Here is a 15796-nt window from a genome sequence, read left to right as displayed (position 1 = left end):
CGCCGGGCCATCGGCGACAATCGGGCCACAATTAAAGAGGTTCGCGAGCCCGAGCATCAGGAGCAGACCATGCAACAACGCCTGGAGGACTGGCTGTCCCACCTGGAGAAGCCGTATCTGCCGATACTGCCGTCGTCTGCGGCGGCGCTGGCACGCCTGGCAGGGCCGGAGGGCAACAATCTCGGTGTACGCGACCTGCACCCGATAATCGTCCGGGACCCGGCCCTGGCCATGAACATCCTGCGCGCGGCGAACGGCCACAAGCACCGGCACCTGGACGCACAGACCACCACACCCGACCAGGCGCTACTCATGCTCGGGCAAAGCCGGGCCATGGAGCTTGCCAAGGGCTGGCCCGCGATTGACTCCACCCTGTCCGCATCCGCCGCGGAGAAGTACCGCCGCGCCCTCGCGAACGCGTACCACACGGCCCGACAGGCGGAACATTGGGCAGAACGGCGCAAGGACATCCTCCCGGGCGAGGTCTATGCCGCGGCCCTCGCGCGTTATGCAGGCGAGTTCGCACTGCGGGCCGACCCGGATGGCCAGGCGCTCATGGAGACGATGGACGAACTCCGTGAGCGCACCGGCATCCGCCGCCGCGAGGCGGAGTACGTCACCCTCGGCTTCGCCGCCATGGACCTCGCCATGGGCCTGAACGAGGCGTGGCGGATCCCGACGCTGATGATGGAGTACGTCCTCCCGGAGAACATCACCTCCCGGCGGACCCTGGGCATTCGCCTCGCCCTGGAGCTGACATCCATCGGCGAGCATGGCTGGGAAACTACGGGCATGGAACGGCTACTGGAGGTGCTCGCAACCTATCTTGCAACGGACACCGAGAGTGCGGCCGAGACCATCCCGCCCATCTCCCGGCAGGCGGCAGAGGAGCACCCGCTGCAAAGCCCGCCCGCGTGGCTGCCGCTCACCCGCACGCAGCCCCAGCCGGAGGCGTCCGTGCCCGCGCGCGGCATGTGCCTGATGCCCCGGCATGACGTGTTCCAGCGCCTCATCGAAGAGCTGGAAGAAGACAACCTGGACCGCATTCGCAACGAGCTGGAACTGCGGCATGAGCGCGTGGACACCTACGCCCCCCTGCTGACGCTGGCGACGCGCGCGGTTCACCACGGGCTCGGCATGAACAGGACGATCTTCTTCCGCCTCAACAAGAACGCCGACACACTCCGGCCCTATCTGGCGCTGGGCGCGGAGACAGACCCTATCCTGCTCACCACCGGCCTGCCCGCCGAGGGGCAGTGGCTCATGAATCATCTGCCACCCGGCAGGAAACCGGCGCGGGTGACGGCGGGTAAACCATCACCATTGCGGCACAAACTGAAGGCCCTGGGCGGCGTACTGTTCCAGGCCGACGATTACCTGATACAGGCGATACGGGGCCCGAAAGGCCTGGTCGGCGTACTATTCGCAGACCGGCTCGGCAACGAATGCGCCATGGACGACGGCGCCCGGGAGGCCTTTCACCGGGTGTGCGTGGCCCTTGAGGAGGCACTGGAGAAACAGTAGCGACACAGCGCCCGGCCGAGCCCGGGCTCCAACCGGGAAATGGAACATGTCATACTCGCCGACGTCACGGAGCAGCGGCTCTGGGGGCCATTGCACCCGCACAACAACAATACGTCATACGTCGGCGTCCGGAGGACGCAAGGAGAGACACGGAATGCGACGCTCAGTCATTGGTCTTGGAATCCTGGGTCTACTGGCCTCGCCGCTCGCGGCGCACGCCGGCATCTCGGACGGCGAGGTGCGCATCGGCCTGATCTCCGACATGCAATCGACCTACCGGGAAGTGGGCGAAGGGGCCGAGATCGCCGCCGCCATGGCCGTGGAAGACTTTGGCGGTGAAGTGCTGGGCAACCGGATCCGGGTCATTTCGCGCGACCATGCGCTGGATGAAGACCTCGCCATGGAGCACGCGCGCGACCTGCACGAGAATTACAACGTGGATGCGTTCCTGGGCATGGTGGGCTCCAACACGGCCATTCCCATTCAGCACTACGCCCGCGAACACGGCATCATCACGCTCCACACCGACTCCGTCTCGTCGAGCCTGACGGGCGAGCACTGCTCGCCTCTGGGCGCGCACTGGATGTTCGACACCTATGCCCTGGCGGCAGGGACCACCGCGGCGCTGCTGGAGGAAGGCTACGAGAGCTGGCATTTCGTCACCGCCGACTACTCTTTCGGGGAGAGCCTGCAGGCGGACTCCACCGCCGTCATCGAAGCCCACGACGGCCGGGTTGTAGGCACCTCCCTGCACCCCTTCCAGGGCGAGGATTTCGTCGGGCCGATCCTCGAAGCGGCAGCCTCCGGGGCGGACGTCATTGCCCTGGCCAATGCCGGGCAGGATCAGGCCCGGGCCATCCGCACGGCGTACGAACTCGGGATTCCCGAGGGCGATCAGATCCTCGCCGGTCTGCTGACCACGGAAGCCCTGCCCGAGGAACTGAGCCTGTACGTCTCTCAGGGCCTGCGCTTGACCACGGCCTGGTACTGGAACGACGACGACGACAATCGCGCCTGGGCCGAGCGGTTCCAGGAACGGTCCGGCTTCTTCGGCAGTCAGTTCAGCGCGTCCGTCTATTCGGCCGTCACGCACTACCTCCGCGCCATCGAGGCGACGGGCACGGACGACCCGGAGACCGTGATGGAACAGATGCGCGCCACGCCGGTGGACGACATCTACGGCCGCGGCGGGGAACTGCGCGCCGATGGACGCCTGGCCATCGACATGCACCTGGCCCGCATCAAGTCGCCGCGCGACACGGAAGCCGCGGGTGACTACTACGAGATCCTGAACACTATCCCGGCGGAGCAGACCGTGCGGCCACTGGACGAGAGCAACTGCGACTACCTGCAGTAACCGGTTACCCCGTCCAGGCGAAGCGCATCAATCGCGCGTACTGCCGGGACGGGACACCACCACTCAGCGCAGGCGGGTATCGGCTTCACGGCCCAGGGCGTGCAGCGCCAGCGCGCCCCGGCGCAGATGCAGGGTCGTGACCGAACAGTAGTCGGGCCGGAACACCAGCACCCGCGGGTCATCGGTGACGGCCGCCACCACGGCGTTGATCAGGACCGCGTGGGTGACGAACACCGTATCGCGCTGGCAGGCGCACAGGGTGTCCACTGCCTGCTCACGCCACTGCCACAGATGCGGCTCGAGATCCGGCCAGCGGGACTGCAGCAGGCCCTGCAACCAGCCACCCCGCTCCTGCAGTGACATCCCCGGCGACGGCACTTCCGCCACCCCGGGCTCCACGGCGGGGGCCGTTTCCCAGCGCGCCGCCAGGGGCGCGGCGGTCTCGCGGGCCCGCTGCAGCGGGCTGGTACACAGCGCCAGCGGGCGCCCGGCCATTGCATCGATTTCCGCAGATGCGCGCTCGGCCTGTCTGTGGCCCTCGGCATCAAGCCGCGGGTCCCGGGATTCGTCCCAGGAGCCCGCAGCCCTGCCGTGGCGCACCAGATAGAGAGTTACTCGGTCATCTGCGACTCCGCTCACACCGCTTCCCCTTTAAATGCCCCACTGTTGTGCATGCATGTACGATCGTGAACAGTCCACCACAGGATCGGGGAGCACCGCCCGCGACACGAATGGTCGACCAGCCCGCAACAAACCAACCCTCGACCCTCGAATCCTCGTCGGCCTCACGCTATACCATCGACCCGATCCGCGCCCGCTTCGCATTCTACAGCCTGATGGCCATGCGAGTGGCAACCAGCTCGCTGGTGCTCGCGTTCGTGCTCCTGACATTCCGATGCGGCGCTCTGCCAGGGCAAGGAATCAGGCCGCAGCACAGTGGACAGTGAGCGCAGGACGAAGGCCTGACTGCCCGCTATGTTCTGCACTGCGAAATCCTTGTTCGCAGTATGGACAACCCTCAGCCTTCTCCACTAGTCTTCCCCGATCGCCCGGAGACAGGACGTAATTCCATGGACCTGAACGCCCTCAGTGAACAGCCCTTCGCCACTGTGCCGGACCTGATCCGCACCCACGCCGGGGAACGCCCGGACGCCCGGGCGCTGGTGCAGGACGGAGCGACAATGACCTACGGCGAGCTGAACGCCGCCATGGAGCGGGTCGCGGCAACGCTGCAACGGGACGGCCTCGGCCCCGGCGATGCCATCAGCATCTGCGCGGGCACATCGATCGCCTACGTGACCGTTTTCCTGGGCGCACTGCGTGCGGGTGTCGTCGCCGCTCCGCTAGCCCCCTCGGCCACGCCGGAGAGCCTCGCCCACATGGTGACCGACGCTGGCGCAGGCCACCTGTTCGTGGATGCGGCCAATGCGGAAGCCCTCGCCCCGGTCAGCGCACGGATCGATGCACGCTGGATCACCCTGGATGACACCGCCGCGGGCACGCCGCTCGGCGAATGGCTCGCAGCGGAAGGAAGCCAGGCCGATGCTGTGAGCATCGAGCCGGAGTGGCCCTTCAACATCATCTACTCCTCAGGCACGACCGGGACGCCCAAGGGGATCGTGCAACCCCATCAGCTGCGCTGGGGGCACATCCGCCGGGGCATCTCCGAGGAGTACGGGATCGGGCCGGAGAGCATCACCCTCCTGTCGACGCCGCTGTATTCCAACACCACGCTGGTGCCCTTCTTCCAGACGCTGGCGCTGGGCGGCATGCTGCTGCTGATGGCCAAATTCGACGCCGTACGCTACCTCCAGCTCGCCGAGCAGTACCGCGTCACGCATACCATTCTCGTGCCGGTGCAATACCAGCGCATCATGGATGTGCCGGACTTCGACGCCTACGATCTCTCGGCCTTCCAGTGCAAGCTGTGCACCAGCGCGCCCTTCCGCGCCGAACTCAAGGCGGACGTGCTCGCGCGCTGGCCCGGGCGCCTGATCGACAACTACGGCATGACCGAGGGCGGCGGCGTCTGCAGCCTGCTGGCCCATCACCATCCGGACAAGCTGCACACCGTGGGACAGCCCGTGCCCGGCCACGACATCCGGCTCATTGATGACGACGGCAATGAGGTCCCGCACGGCGAGATGGGCGAAATCGTCGGCCACTCCGCCGGCCTTATGATCGGCTACCACAACCAGCCGGAGAAGACCGCCGAGGCGGAATGGTACGCCCCGGACGGGCGGCGGTTCATTCGCACAGGCGACATCGGCCGCTTCGACGAGGACGGCTTCCTGGTGATCATGGACCGCAAGAAGGACATGATCATATCCGGCGGATTCAACATCTACCCCACCGATCTGGAGGCCGTGCTGCGCGAGCACCCGGCCGTTCACGACTGTGCTGTCGTGGGCGTGCCGTCGGAGCGCTGGGGCGAGACGCCGGTGGCCTTCGTGGTCATAGAGGACGGTTACGAGGGCAACCCGGACGACCTGCTCGCCTGGGCCAACGGCCAGCTCGGCAAGACCCAGCGCCTGGCCGACATCCAGTGCGTGGACGAGCTGCCGCTGTCCGCCATCGGCAAGGTCCTGAAACGCGAGCTGCGCGACCGCTACCAGCAGGGCATGACCACCAGCTGACACCAATACTCACACAGCGTATTTCGCGAATCGGCCACGGCGGGTTAGGCTTGACGATAATCAAAAGGATGGCTAGGCCGGCGTGGCCCGGCTGGCCGTCGAACAATAACTAGAATGAGTCGCCGAATCCCGGAAGGCAGCTCCACCTCGGCCGGTGTCGGCGCGGCGTCAACATGGAAAAATCCGTCGAGTCCGTCAGCGGGGCCCAGTCCCTGAGACTGCAGCGCACGCTGTGGGGATTTCTGGCCCAGCTCTGCCTGCTGCTGACCCTTGCCAGTGCCACCTTGGCCGGCTTCATGGAGCCCGTCCGGGTGGTGCATGTGGCACTGATGTACCTCACCCTGCTCGCAGCGTACGTGCTGCTCATCCGTTCGGGCGTGAACCTCTATCTGCACGACCCCAGCATGACCGGAGCCCAGGTCATGCTGAGCCTGCTGCCCGCCCTGTATGGCATGTATCACCTCCAGGATCCGCAGCTGCGCGTGGCGGTGGTGCTGATGGCAACGGTCGGGATGCTGTTTGCCGCTCTCGCCTACGATACACGCCGCCTGCTGTGGCTCGGCGGCTACCACGTCGCAGCCTACGTCTTTCTGATCGGCACCCTGGCTTTCTGGGCGCCGGAGCGGCTGAATATCCGCGCCGAGGCCCCCTGTGATTCTGACCTACGCGCTGGTGATCACTATGCTCTGCCTGCTGGGCGGTTTCATAGCCGGGCTGAGACACACCCTGCGCCAGCGCAACGCACGCCTGGAGATCGCCCTGGCGGAACTCCGGGACCTGGCCACACTGGACCCGCTCACGCGGCTGCCGAACCGGCGCGCGGCTCTGGAGCAGCTCAATTCACAGAGCGAAAAGGCGCACTCCCAGCGCGCCGAAGGTACGCCCGTGGCAGTGGGCCTCGTGGATGTCGACCTGTTCAAGCAGGTCAACGACACCTACGGCCACCAGGCAGGTGACATGGCGCTGTGCCGCGTAGGAGATGCACTTCGTGCGTCACTTCGCCAGGGCGATTTCGTCGGACGCTTTGGCGGCGAGGAGTTTCTTCTCATACTCAACAACTCCGGCCCCGAGGCAGCCCACCAGGCCGCGGAGCGCTTGCGGGAGACCGTTCTCGATCTGCAGCTACCAGAACTGCCCGACGACTACCGCCTCACCATCTCCGTTGGTATCACGCTCCACATCGCCGATGAACCCGTCGAGTCAACACTCTTTCGGGCGGACCAGGCCCTCTATGAGGCAAAGAACCGTGGCCGTAACACCACCGTGCTGCTGCCGCCCGGTGCTAGCGGGACGCCGACGTCAACCCCAACGCCGCATTGCGAGAAAAGCGGGCATTGAACCACAGTGATGCCGCCATGATCGCTCCCCCGAGCGCCAGCCGGGGCAGATCGGCATTCTGGTTCCAGATGAGCAGGTTGACCAGCAGCCCGGCGGGAATCATGGCGTTGTTCATCACTGCCAGGGTGCCCGCATCCACCCTGCAGGCGCCGTGATTCCACAGAAACAGCCCGAGACCGGTGGCCACCAGCCCGAGCCAGCCGAGTACGGCCCACTGCCAGGCGGTCTCCGGCAGCATTCCCGCGTCGCCGAAGAGCAGGAAGCTGGGTACGGAGACCACTGCGCCGCCAATGAAGAAGAAGCCGAAATAGCGGTAACCCGGCACAGCCACGGGGTAGCGGCGGGTCAGGTGCTTGTAGCCCACCTGCCCTGCGGCAAAGGCCATGTTGGCGACCTGCAGCAGGACCAGACCGGTGATGAAGTCCCCGGTGACACCGTCATAGCGGATCACCGCCGCACCGATGACGGCCATGGCCGCCGCGGCGAGCGCCACCGGGGAGAACCGCCGATACAGGGCATCATCAATCAGGGCAACGTAGATGGGGGTGGTGATGGTGAACAGCAGCACCTCCGGCACCGTGAGATAGGCGAAGGACCGGTACAGGCACAGGTAGGTCACCCCGAACTGCAGCATGCCCACCAGAAGCATACCGCCAATGAGTGGAGCCGGCAGACCGCGCCAGCGCAACAGCGGCAGGAACAGAGCTCCGGCGAGAAGGACGCGCGTGACCACCGCGAAGTCGTTGTCGACCTGCCCGCTGAGATACTCGCCGATCAGGCTGAACGAAAACGCCCACAACAGGGTAATGCCAATGAGATAGGCCATGAGCCGGGTATCCCTCCGCGAAGCCGAGGGCGCGAAGGCTACCCCGAACCGGCGCGTGCGCCAAGCGCGATCACGGCCCGGCCCGAGCTGATACACTCCGGGGCGATTCCGTGCCGGTTGGAAGGAGACATCTCTTGGCCGTATCCGCTGCAACCCAGGGTCTCTGGATCCGGGCCATGCCGATCCTGTTCGTGCTGCTCTGGAGCACCGGGTTCATCGGCGCCCGGTTCGGACTGCCCTATGCCGAGCCGTTCACGTTCCTGACCATCCGGTTTCTCTGCACGCTGGTGGTGCTCTATCTCATCATCCGCGTCATGCGGGAGGTCTGGCCGCGCACCCTTAAGGCCTGGCTGCACATCGGTGTCGCCGGGGTGCTGGTACATGCGGCCTACCTCGGTGGCGTCTTCTCGGCCATCGACCAGGGCATGCCCGCTGGCGTCACGGCGCTGATCGTCGGCCTGCAGCCGCTGGTGACCGCGGCGCTGGCACGCTCCTGGCTCGGCGAGCGCATCAACCGTAATCAGTGGATCGGGATCATCCTGGGCCTGGCGGGCATCACCCTGGTCCTCGGCGAGCAACTGGACCTGGCGGACCCGGCAACGCTGTTCACCGGCTTCGGCCCCGTGGCACTGCTTGCGGCAGCACTCGCCCTGCTCGGCATCTCCATCGGCACTCTGTACCAGAAGCGCTACTGCACCGAGATGCCGCTGACCACCGGCACGTTCATCCAGTTCGTGGGCGCATCGCTGGTGCTCGGCCTGGCCGCGCTGGTGTTCGAGACGCGCGAGATCGAGTGGACGCTGACCTTCGTGCTTACCCTCGGCTGGCTGATTTTCGGGCTGTCCATCGCCGCCATCCTGCTGCTCATGGCGCTGATCCGGCGCGGTGAGGCCTCGCGTGTGGCGAGCCTGTTCTACCTGGTGCCACCGGTCACGGCGGTGGAGGCCTGGATTCTCTTCGGCGAGCGGCTCGGTCCCATGGCATTGACGGGCATTGCCGTGGCGGTGTTTGGTGTGGCCATGGCCGTGCGGCAGCCGACTGCCGGCAAGCAGTGAGCACAAACAACAACGTAACGGAGGCAGCATGGATCTTGGACTCAACGGCGCCCGGGCGCTGATTACCGGCAGCACGGCAGGCATCGGCGCGGCCATAGCGGAGACTCTCGCGCAGGAGGGGTGTCATGTAGCCATCTGTTCGCGAAGCCAGGACAAGGTCGATGCCATGCTCGAGCGGCTCGAGCCGCTCCCCGGCAAGGCCATCGGGCGCGCGCTGGACGTGAGCGACCACGCTGCCTTCTCCGGCTGGGTCGGCGACGTCACCGACGCCTTTGGCGGCCTGGACATCTTCATCCCGAACGTCAGCGCCATGACCACCGACTGGAAGGCCATGGTGGACACGGACATCCTCGGCACCGTCTCCGAGGTGGATACGGTGCTGCCCCACCTGCTGGAGTCCGACCGCGCGGCGGTGGTCTACATCAGCTCCATCGCCGGCATGGTCGGGGTGCCCCCGCTGGCCGCCTATGGCGCCATCAAGGCGGCCATGAGCCACTACATGAAATCCCTGTCCATGAAGCTGGTGAAGAAAGGGGTGCGCGTCAACGCCGTGGCGCCCGGCGACATTCTCTTCCCCGGCGGCATCTGGGACCGCGTGCAGCAGGGCGACCCGGACCAGTTCGCCCGGGTGCTCAAACGCAACCCCATGGGCCGGCTCGGCACCCCGCAGGAGATTGCCAACACCGTCGCCTTTCTCGCCAGTCCCGCCGCCAGCTTCATCACCGGCTCCCAGGTGGTCGTGGACGGCGGCAACACGCAGCACGTTCAGGGCTGATTCCCTCTCCCGCCCCGTCGCTGCGGCACTTGCCGCAGCGCACTACAAGTCACACTTGACGCTTACGTAAACGATACCTATGTTCTGGTTCTAGGCGCAGTAACGACGAATGCGAGCGTGAATTGCTTTCCGTTTACGTAAGCGTCATTACTCCGCCTCGCTGCCCCTGCGGGGATGACAGGAGGAGAGAGCCGCGGCAACAGTGGCTCCAACAACAACGCAGCGACAAGAGGATCACTCCGTGGATACGACGGATCAGACGACGCATGACGGCGTCACGCTCGCCTGTGAGCAGGTCGTGCGCCGCTTCGGCGGCCTGAAGGCCCTGAAAGGAATCGATCTCGGCATTCGCCAGGGGGAGATCTTCGGACTTGTCGGTCCGAACGGCTCCGGCAAGACCACCCTGGTCAACGCCGTCACGGGCTTCTACCCGCCCCAGGAAGGCCGGATCGTCTTCGAAGGCGCCGCCATCAATCACCTCAAACCCTATCAGGTCGCCTCACGAGGCATCGCCCGCACGTTCCAGAACGTGGCGCTGTTCAAGGGCATGAGCGTGCTGGACAACATTCTCCTCGGGCGGCACATCTTCATGCGCCCCAGCGCGCTGGCATCGCTGTTCTATTGGTGGTGGGCGCAGAAGGAGGAAGTGGCCCACCGCCGGCAGGTCGAGGAGATCATCGACCTGCTGCAGCTGGAGAGCGTTCGCGACGAACCGGTGGACGTCATTCCGCTCGGCATGCAGAAACGCGTGGAACTGGCGCGGGCGCTGGCCGCGGAACCGCGGTTTCTGATCCTGGACGAGCCCATGGCAGGCATGAACCAGGAAGAGAAGGAGTACATGGTGCGCTTCATCCTGGATGCCCAGGAGGCACTGAACCTCACCATCCTGCTCATCGAGCATCACATGGACGTGGTCACCGCCATTTGCGACCGCGTGGCCGTGCTCAACAACGGCGAGAAGATCGCCGAAGGCACGGCCCGGGACGCGATCAAGGACCCCGCCGTTGTCGCGGCCTACATCGGGAAGAGCAACGATGCAGCCTGAACAGCAGCTTGCGAACGAGACGAACCCTGCGGCGCTCCACCCCAACTGGCAGCACGACGATCACCTGATCAATCTGCTGGCCAGGAACGCCCGCGAGTACCCTGACCGGATTGCCATGCGCGAGCGGGACCAGGGCATCTGGCAGGAGTACACCTGGGCCGAGTACCTGGATCAGGTGCTCTGCTTCGCGGCCGGACTCGAAGCCCGCGGCGTGGGGGAGGAAGACAACATTCTCGTCATCGGTGACAACCGCCCGGCGCTGTACTTCGGCATGCTCGGCGCGGTGGCACTGCGCGCCGTCCCCTCCCCCGCCTACCCGGATACCACTCCCGACGAGGTCGCGGACCAGCTCCGCCGTGAGGGGATCCGGTTCGCCATGGCGGAGGATCAGGAGCAGGTGGACAAGCTGCTGCAGATCCGCGAATCCTACCCGGAGCTGGAGCTGGTCATCTACGACGACCCGCGCGGCCTGGCCGGCAAGGAGCCGTCCGGCGTGGCCGCCTTCCGTGATATTGCGGCAGAAGGGCGCAAACGCCTGGAAGGCGACGCCTCGCTGCGGGAGTCGCTCACGGGCCGCGCGACCGTCCACGACGTGGCGGTACTGCTGCACTCGTCCGGGACCACCGGCGCGCCCAAGGGCATCCCGCTGAAACACGGCCATATCCTGGCCGGGGTGCGCAACGCGGCGGCGGCGGGCTACTTCGACCAGGGTGAAATCCACATGGCCTACCTGCCCCTGGCCTGGGTGGGGGATTTCATCTTCTCCGTGGGTGCGGCCATCGCGCTGCAGTTCTCGGTCAACATCCCGGAGCGGCAGGAGACCGCCCTGCACGACCTGCGCGAGATCGCACCCACCCTCTACTTCAGCTCGCCTCGCGCGTGGTCGAACATGCTCACCCGCATCCAGGTGGGCATTGACGAGTCCACCGGTTTCAAGCGCTGGCTCTACAACCGGTTCATGCCGTTCGCCGTGGAGCTGGAGCGCCGCCGTCTGAACGGCGAGGCGCCGAGCAGCGGTGAACGGATCTGGCGCGCGCTGGGCGAGATTCTGGTCTACGGCCCGATCAAGGACCAGCTCGGCCTGGGGCGCGTCCAACGCCCCTACACGGCGGGCGAGGCCATCGGTGAGGAGGTGTTCCTGTTCTTCCGCGCCCTCGGCCTCAACCTCAGACAGTTCTACGGTCAGACGGAAAACTGCGCCCTTTGCGCCGCCCAGGACCCGGACACGCTGAAGCTCCACACCGTGGGCAAGGCGTTCCCCGGAGTCGAGGTGCGGATCAGCGACGACGGCGAGATCATCATGCGCGGCGACAACGTCTTCGACGGCTATTACAACAAGCCGGAGTCGACGGCGGAGACCCTGCAGGACGGCTGGCTGCACACCGGCGACGCCGGCTATCTGGAAGAGGACGGTCAGATCGTGGTGCTGGGCCGCGTCTCCGAGGTGGTGTATACCGCCGCCGGCGAACGGTTCATCCCCACCTATGTGGAGAACCACCTCAAGTTCAGCCAGTACATCAAGGATGTCTGCGTGGTCGGCGAAGGGCGTGATCACCTCACCGCCATCGTCTGCATCGACATCGACGCCGTAGGCCACTGGGCTGAGGAGAACGGCGTGCCCTACACCTCCTACGCCGATCTGTCGCAGAAGAGCGAGGTGTACGACCGGCTTCAGGGCGTGATCACGCACGTCAACACGAAGTTGCCGGAGGGCTTGCAGATCCGCCGCTTCGTCAATCTCCACAAGGAGTTCGACCCGGATGACGGGGAGGTCACCCGAACTCGGAAACTGCGTCGGAACGTGATCGACAAGCACTACGCGCCGATCATCGAGGCGCTCTACGACGGGCGCACCGAGATCGAGTACGAGGCCCGGATTACCTATGAAACCGGCGAGTCCGGCGTCCTCCGCCGCCATCTCGCCATCCGCGATCTGCCCGCAGCCGGGAACAAGTGAGGCAAGGTTATGGCGTACTTTCTCGAACTGCTCATCAACGGCGCCCTCACCGGGCTGATGTACAGCCTGACGGCGCTTGGCATCGTGCTGATCTACAAGTCCGCCGGCGTACCCAATCTGGCCCAGGGCGCCATGGTCATGATCGGCGCCTACGCCATCTGGATGCTCGCAAGCATGGCCGGACTGCCCCTGTATCTCGCCATTGCACTGGCGGCAGCGGCGATGTTCGGCTTCGGCCTCCTGGCCGAGCGCCTGCTGCTGCGCAAGATGGTGGGGCAACCGATCATCATGATCGTCATGCTCACCCTCGGTCTGGAGATCTTCCTGCGCGGCCTCGGGCCGGGGCTGCTCGGCGCATCGCCCAAGTCCCTGGACCTGGGCATCCCGCTCACCCCGGTGATCGTCGGTGACGTGTTCATCAACCGCGATTACCTGGTTGGCGGCATCGTGGCGATGATTCTCGTGGGGCTGTCACTGCTGTTCTTCCGCACCCGGCTCGGCACCAAGCTGCGAGCGGTGTCGGACGATCACGTCTCGAGCTGGTCGGTGGGCATATCCGTGGAGCGCGCGGTGGGCATCTCCTGGGGGCTCGCCGGCATCTCCGCCGTTGCCGCCGGCGCGCTCTGGGGCTCGGTACAGGGGGTGGACTGGACGCTGTCGACGCTGCTGTTCCCGGCGGTGGCCGTGGTGATTCTGGGCGGGCTGGACAGCATCATCGGCGTGCTTGTGGCCGGGCTGATCGTCGGCATTCTCGGCAGCGTCATCCCGGGTTACGTGGACCCTATCGTGGGTGGCGGCACCCGTGACGTGGTCACCTCGCTGATCATCCTGTTCACCATCATGATCCGGCCGCACGGCATCTTCGGCCGCGAAGACATCGAGAGGGTCTGAATCCCATGTTCTATCGACTGTCCGGAGTCCACCACACCCGCTACGAGACCGCCCGGCGCCTGTGGCCGGTGCCGACCGACCGCTGGCAGGTCTGGATCCTGCTGGCGCTCGCGGTGGCCGCACCGCTGTACATGTCGGACCTCTACCTCAGCAGCTACATGCTGCCCTGGCTGGTCTGGAGTGCAGCAGCGCTGTCACTGACGCTGCTGATGGGGATCGCGGGCCAGCTGCACTTCGGCTTCGCCGCCGTCATGGCCATCGGCGCCTACTCGAGCATCCATATCGTCCGGGCCGGCTGGCCGTTCGAGATCGCGCTGATCGGCGCAGGTCTGACGGCCGCATTCATTGGCTGTCTGTTCGGTGCGGCGGCGCTGCGCGTCAAGGGCCTGTATCTGGTGATGGCAACCCTCGCCATGCAGTACCTGGTGGACTGGGTGATCATCAACGTGCCGGCCATCTCCGGGGGCGCCCAGGCCACGCTGCAGACGCCGGACGTGACCTTCCTGTTCGTGCCCATGCAGAGCGATGCCGCACTGTACTACGGCGCCCTGCTCTGGGCCGTGATCGTGACCCTGCTGGTGCTCAACATCAAACGCACCAGTTTCGGCCGCGCCCTGGTCGCCGTGCGTGACAAGGACTACGCGGCATCGATCATCGGCGTGAACAGCTTCAAGTACAAGCTGCTGGCATTCTTCACCAGTTCGTTCCTGGGCGGGGTCAGTGGCGCCGTGCTGGCATTCTGCTATTACCAGGCGGTAACGCCGGAGCAGTTCGGTTTCAACGTCTCGATCCAGCTGGTGGCCATGGTTCTCGTGGGCGGGCTCGGCAGTGTCATCGGCGCCTATCTTGGTGCCGGATTCGTCCTGCTGGCGCCGATATTCCTGACGAACGTGGTCGCGTACGCGGCCATCCAGGGCTGGCTGTCAGTGTCCACGAACCTGCTGGCGCACATCCCGCTGATGGCCTATGGCGCGCTGATTATCGGCTTCCTGCTGTTCGAGCCCCTGGGGCTTGCCAAGATCTACGACAACATCAGGAAATACTTCCTGGTCTGGCCGTTCCGCCACTCACGGAGCTGAACGACCGGGAAAACAACAAAACGAGGAGGAGACACCATGCGCAGCATCACCAAGGCTCTGACCGGCACGGTCGCCGCCGCGGCACTCGCCTTTGGCGGGACCGCAAAGGCGGACAACGACACCATCAAGTTTGCCCTGCTCCAGGATTTTACCGCCGTCTACACGTTCCTCACGGATGAGTACAACCAGGGGCAGCGGGATTACCTGAAACTGATCAATGCCGAGGGCGGCATCGACGGGCACATGTTCGAGGCCCTCGTGCGCGACACCGGCAACGAGCCGCAGCGCGGCCTTGAAGCGTACAACCGTGCCCGGCGCGAGGGCGCCGTGCTGGTGGACTTCCTCAGCACACCGGTCTCCCGCGCCGCCGTGAACCGGGTCCTGGATGACGAGATCGTCATGATCACGGCGCTCCACGGGCGCGGCGACGCCAGCGACGGCACCACCTTCCCGTACATCTTTCCGCTGATGGCCACATACTGGTCGCAGGCGACCATTCTGGCCGAGTACATCAAAGAGAATGAGGGCGGCCTGGAAGGCAAGCGCATCGCGCACGTCTACATCGACTCGCCATTCGGCCGGGAACCCGTTCCCGTGCTCGAGAAGCTCGCCGAGAGCGAAGGGTTCGAGCTGCGCACATTCGCCTATCCGAGCCCGGGCAACGAGCAGTCGAGCACCTGGTCGGATGTCCGCCGCTACCAGCCGGATCACGTGCTGATCTGGGGCGCCGGTGGCGGTCAGGCCGTCTCTGTGCAGACGGCGATCCGCAACGGCATCGACCCGTCGCAGATACTCTCAGTGGTGTGGATGGCCGAGACGGACGCGCGCACCATCGGCGTTGACCGGGCCCAGGGTCTGAAGCGTTACGAAGCCGTTGCCACCGGTACCGACTACCCCATCATCGAGCGCATCCAGGAGCAGGTCATCGACGCCGGTGAAGGCACCGGTGAGGCCGAGAACGTCGGCACCACTTACTACAACATCGGCGTGGCGACCATGGCCGTGGCGGTGGAGGGAGCACGCCTCGCTCTGGAGGAATACGGCGCTCCGCTGACCGGGGAAAAACTGCGTGACGGCCTGCGGATGATCGACAACTTCGACGCCGAGGGCATGATGCCGCCGGTGTCGTTCTCGGAAGAGGACCACCAGGGCGGTGGCTACGGCCGTGTCACCGAATGGAACGGCGACAGCTGGGAGCCGATCACCGACTGGTTCCACTCCTACCAGGACCTGGTCTGGGAAGAAATCCGCGAAGACGCGGCGGGCTTCCGCGAAGGCCGCTAACGGCAGACGGCCCGCCGGCGCAGGCGCCG

At 65.7% G+C, this 15796-nt stretch carries 13 protein-coding genes; 11 read left to right on the top strand and 2 right to left on the bottom strand.

Annotated features, from left to right (window positions below; genetic code table 11):
• The first annotated feature begins 69 nt into the window (after window positions 1–69).
• Window positions 70–1524, top strand: a complete 1455-nt coding sequence (locus ACNSTU_RS01205) for an HDOD domain-containing protein (RefSeq protein WP_290631909.1) — start codon at window positions 70–72, stop codon at window positions 1522–1524.
• 154 nt (window positions 1525–1678) lie between these two features.
• Window positions 1679–2881 (top strand): ABC transporter substrate-binding protein, encoded by a 1203-nt coding sequence (locus tag ACNSTU_RS01200; protein ID WP_290631911.1) that lies wholly within the window; start codon window positions 1679–1681, stop codon window positions 2879–2881.
• 63 nt (window positions 2882–2944) lie between these two features.
• Here ACNSTU_RS01200 and ACNSTU_RS01195 read toward each other — a convergent pair whose 3' ends face one another.
• Window positions 2945–3520, bottom strand: a complete 576-nt coding sequence (locus tag ACNSTU_RS01195; protein ID WP_290637778.1) for a histidine phosphatase family protein — start codon at window positions 3518–3520, stop codon at window positions 2945–2947.
• A gap of 431 nt (window positions 3521–3951) precedes the next feature.
• Here ACNSTU_RS01195 and ACNSTU_RS01190 point away from each other — a divergent pair, with 431 nt between their 5' ends.
• Together ACNSTU_RS01190 and ACNSTU_RS01185 are read left to right on the top strand one after the other, a co-directional pair.
• Window positions 3952–5517: a class I adenylate-forming enzyme family protein gene (locus ACNSTU_RS01190; RefSeq protein WP_290637780.1), complete on the top strand. Its 1566-nt coding sequence runs from the start codon at window positions 3952–3954 to the stop codon at window positions 5515–5517.
• A gap of 651 nt (window positions 5518–6168) precedes the next feature.
• Complete coding sequence (locus ACNSTU_RS01185; protein WP_418212009.1) at window positions 6169–6855, top strand: GGDEF domain-containing protein; 687 nt, start codon at window positions 6169–6171, stop codon at window positions 6853–6855.
• On the opposite strand, the gene ACNSTU_RS01180 is transcribed toward ACNSTU_RS01185, so the two are convergent.
• Window positions 6800–7681, bottom strand: coding sequence for an EamA family transporter (locus tag ACNSTU_RS01180; RefSeq protein WP_290631919.1), 882 nt, complete (start codon window positions 7679–7681; stop codon window positions 6800–6802). The two genes, ACNSTU_RS01185 and ACNSTU_RS01180, sit on opposite strands and share 56 nt — an antisense overlap.
• Before the next feature lie 134 nt (window positions 7682–7815).
• Between ACNSTU_RS01180 and ACNSTU_RS01175 the strand changes: the two genes are divergently transcribed.
• The 7 genes from ACNSTU_RS01175 to ACNSTU_RS01145 all read left to right on the top strand — a co-directional run bounded on the left by ACNSTU_RS01175 (window position 7816) and on the right by ACNSTU_RS01145 (window position 15767).
• Window positions 7816–8736 (top strand): DMT family transporter, encoded by a 921-nt coding sequence (locus ACNSTU_RS01175; RefSeq protein ID WP_290631921.1) that lies wholly within the window; start codon window positions 7816–7818, stop codon window positions 8734–8736.
• A 28-nt stretch (window positions 8737–8764) separates the two neighbouring features.
• Entirely contained in the window at window positions 8765–9511 is a 747-nt protein-coding gene (locus ACNSTU_RS01170) for an SDR family NAD(P)-dependent oxidoreductase (RefSeq protein ID WP_290631923.1), read from the top strand.
• A gap of 241 nt (window positions 9512–9752) precedes the next feature.
• On the top strand, window positions 9753–10556 hold the full coding sequence (locus tag ACNSTU_RS01165) for an ABC transporter ATP-binding protein (RefSeq protein WP_290631925.1): 804 nt from the start codon (window positions 9753–9755) through the stop codon (window positions 10554–10556).
• The gene (locus ACNSTU_RS01160; protein WP_290631927.1) at window positions 10546–12513 is read left to right on the top strand and encodes an AMP-dependent synthetase/ligase; all 1968 of its coding nucleotides are present in this window, start codon (window positions 10546–10548) and stop codon (window positions 12511–12513) included. The genes ACNSTU_RS01165 and ACNSTU_RS01160 overlap by 11 nt, the downstream gene beginning before the upstream one ends.
• A 9-nt stretch (window positions 12514–12522) precedes the next feature.
• Entirely contained in the window at window positions 12523–13404 is an 882-nt protein-coding gene (locus ACNSTU_RS01155; protein ID WP_290631929.1) for a branched-chain amino acid ABC transporter permease, read from the top strand.
• A gap of 5 nt (window positions 13405–13409) precedes the next feature.
• Window positions 13410–14483: a branched-chain amino acid ABC transporter permease gene (locus ACNSTU_RS01150; protein ID WP_290631931.1), complete on the top strand. Its 1074-nt coding sequence runs from the start codon at window positions 13410–13412 to the stop codon at window positions 14481–14483.
• A 36-nt stretch (window positions 14484–14519) separates the two neighbouring features.
• On the top strand, window positions 14520–15767 hold the full coding sequence (locus ACNSTU_RS01145) for an ABC transporter substrate-binding protein (RefSeq protein WP_290631933.1): 1248 nt from the start codon (window positions 14520–14522) through the stop codon (window positions 15765–15767).
• Window positions 15768–15796 lie beyond the last annotated feature (29 nt).

Source organism: Aquisalimonas sp. APHAB1-3, assembly GCF_048323695.1.
Classification (GTDB): domain Bacteria; phylum Pseudomonadota; class Gammaproteobacteria; order Nitrococcales; family Aquisalimonadaceae; genus Aquisalimonas.
This window is presented reverse-complemented; position numbering and strand designations above follow the sequence as displayed.

What these genes read in the sequence shown, in the direction of transcription:
- ACNSTU_RS01160 (WP_290631927.1), top strand. Translation starts at nt 10,546, where the DNA reads ATGCAGCCTGAACAGCAGCTTGCGAACGAGACGAACCCTGCGGCGCTC.
- ACNSTU_RS01190 (WP_290637780.1), top strand. Translation starts at nt 3,952, where the DNA reads ATGGACCTGAACGCCCTCAGTGAACAGCCCTTCGCCACTGTGCCGGAC.
- ACNSTU_RS01150 (WP_290631931.1), top strand. Translation starts at nt 13,410, where the DNA reads ATGTTCTATCGACTGTCCGGAGTCCACCACACCCGCTACGAGACCGCC.
- ACNSTU_RS01180 (WP_290631919.1), bottom strand. Translation starts at nt 7,681, where the DNA reads ATGGCCTATCTCATTGGCATTACCCTGTTGTGGGCGTTTTCGTTCAGC.
- ACNSTU_RS01145 (WP_290631933.1), top strand. Translation starts at nt 14,520, where the DNA reads ATGCGCAGCATCACCAAGGCTCTGACCGGCACGGTCGCCGCCGCGGCA.
- ACNSTU_RS01155 (WP_290631929.1), top strand. Translation starts at nt 12,523, where the DNA reads ATGGCGTACTTTCTCGAACTGCTCATCAACGGCGCCCTCACCGGGCTG.
- ACNSTU_RS01200 (WP_290631911.1), top strand. Translation starts at nt 1,679, where the DNA reads ATGCGACGCTCAGTCATTGGTCTTGGAATCCTGGGTCTACTGGCCTCG.
- ACNSTU_RS01205 (WP_290631909.1), top strand. Translation starts at nt 70, where the DNA reads ATGCAACAACGCCTGGAGGACTGGCTGTCCCACCTGGAGAAGCCGTAT.
- ACNSTU_RS01170 (WP_290631923.1), top strand. Translation starts at nt 8,765, where the DNA reads ATGGATCTTGGACTCAACGGCGCCCGGGCGCTGATTACCGGCAGCACG.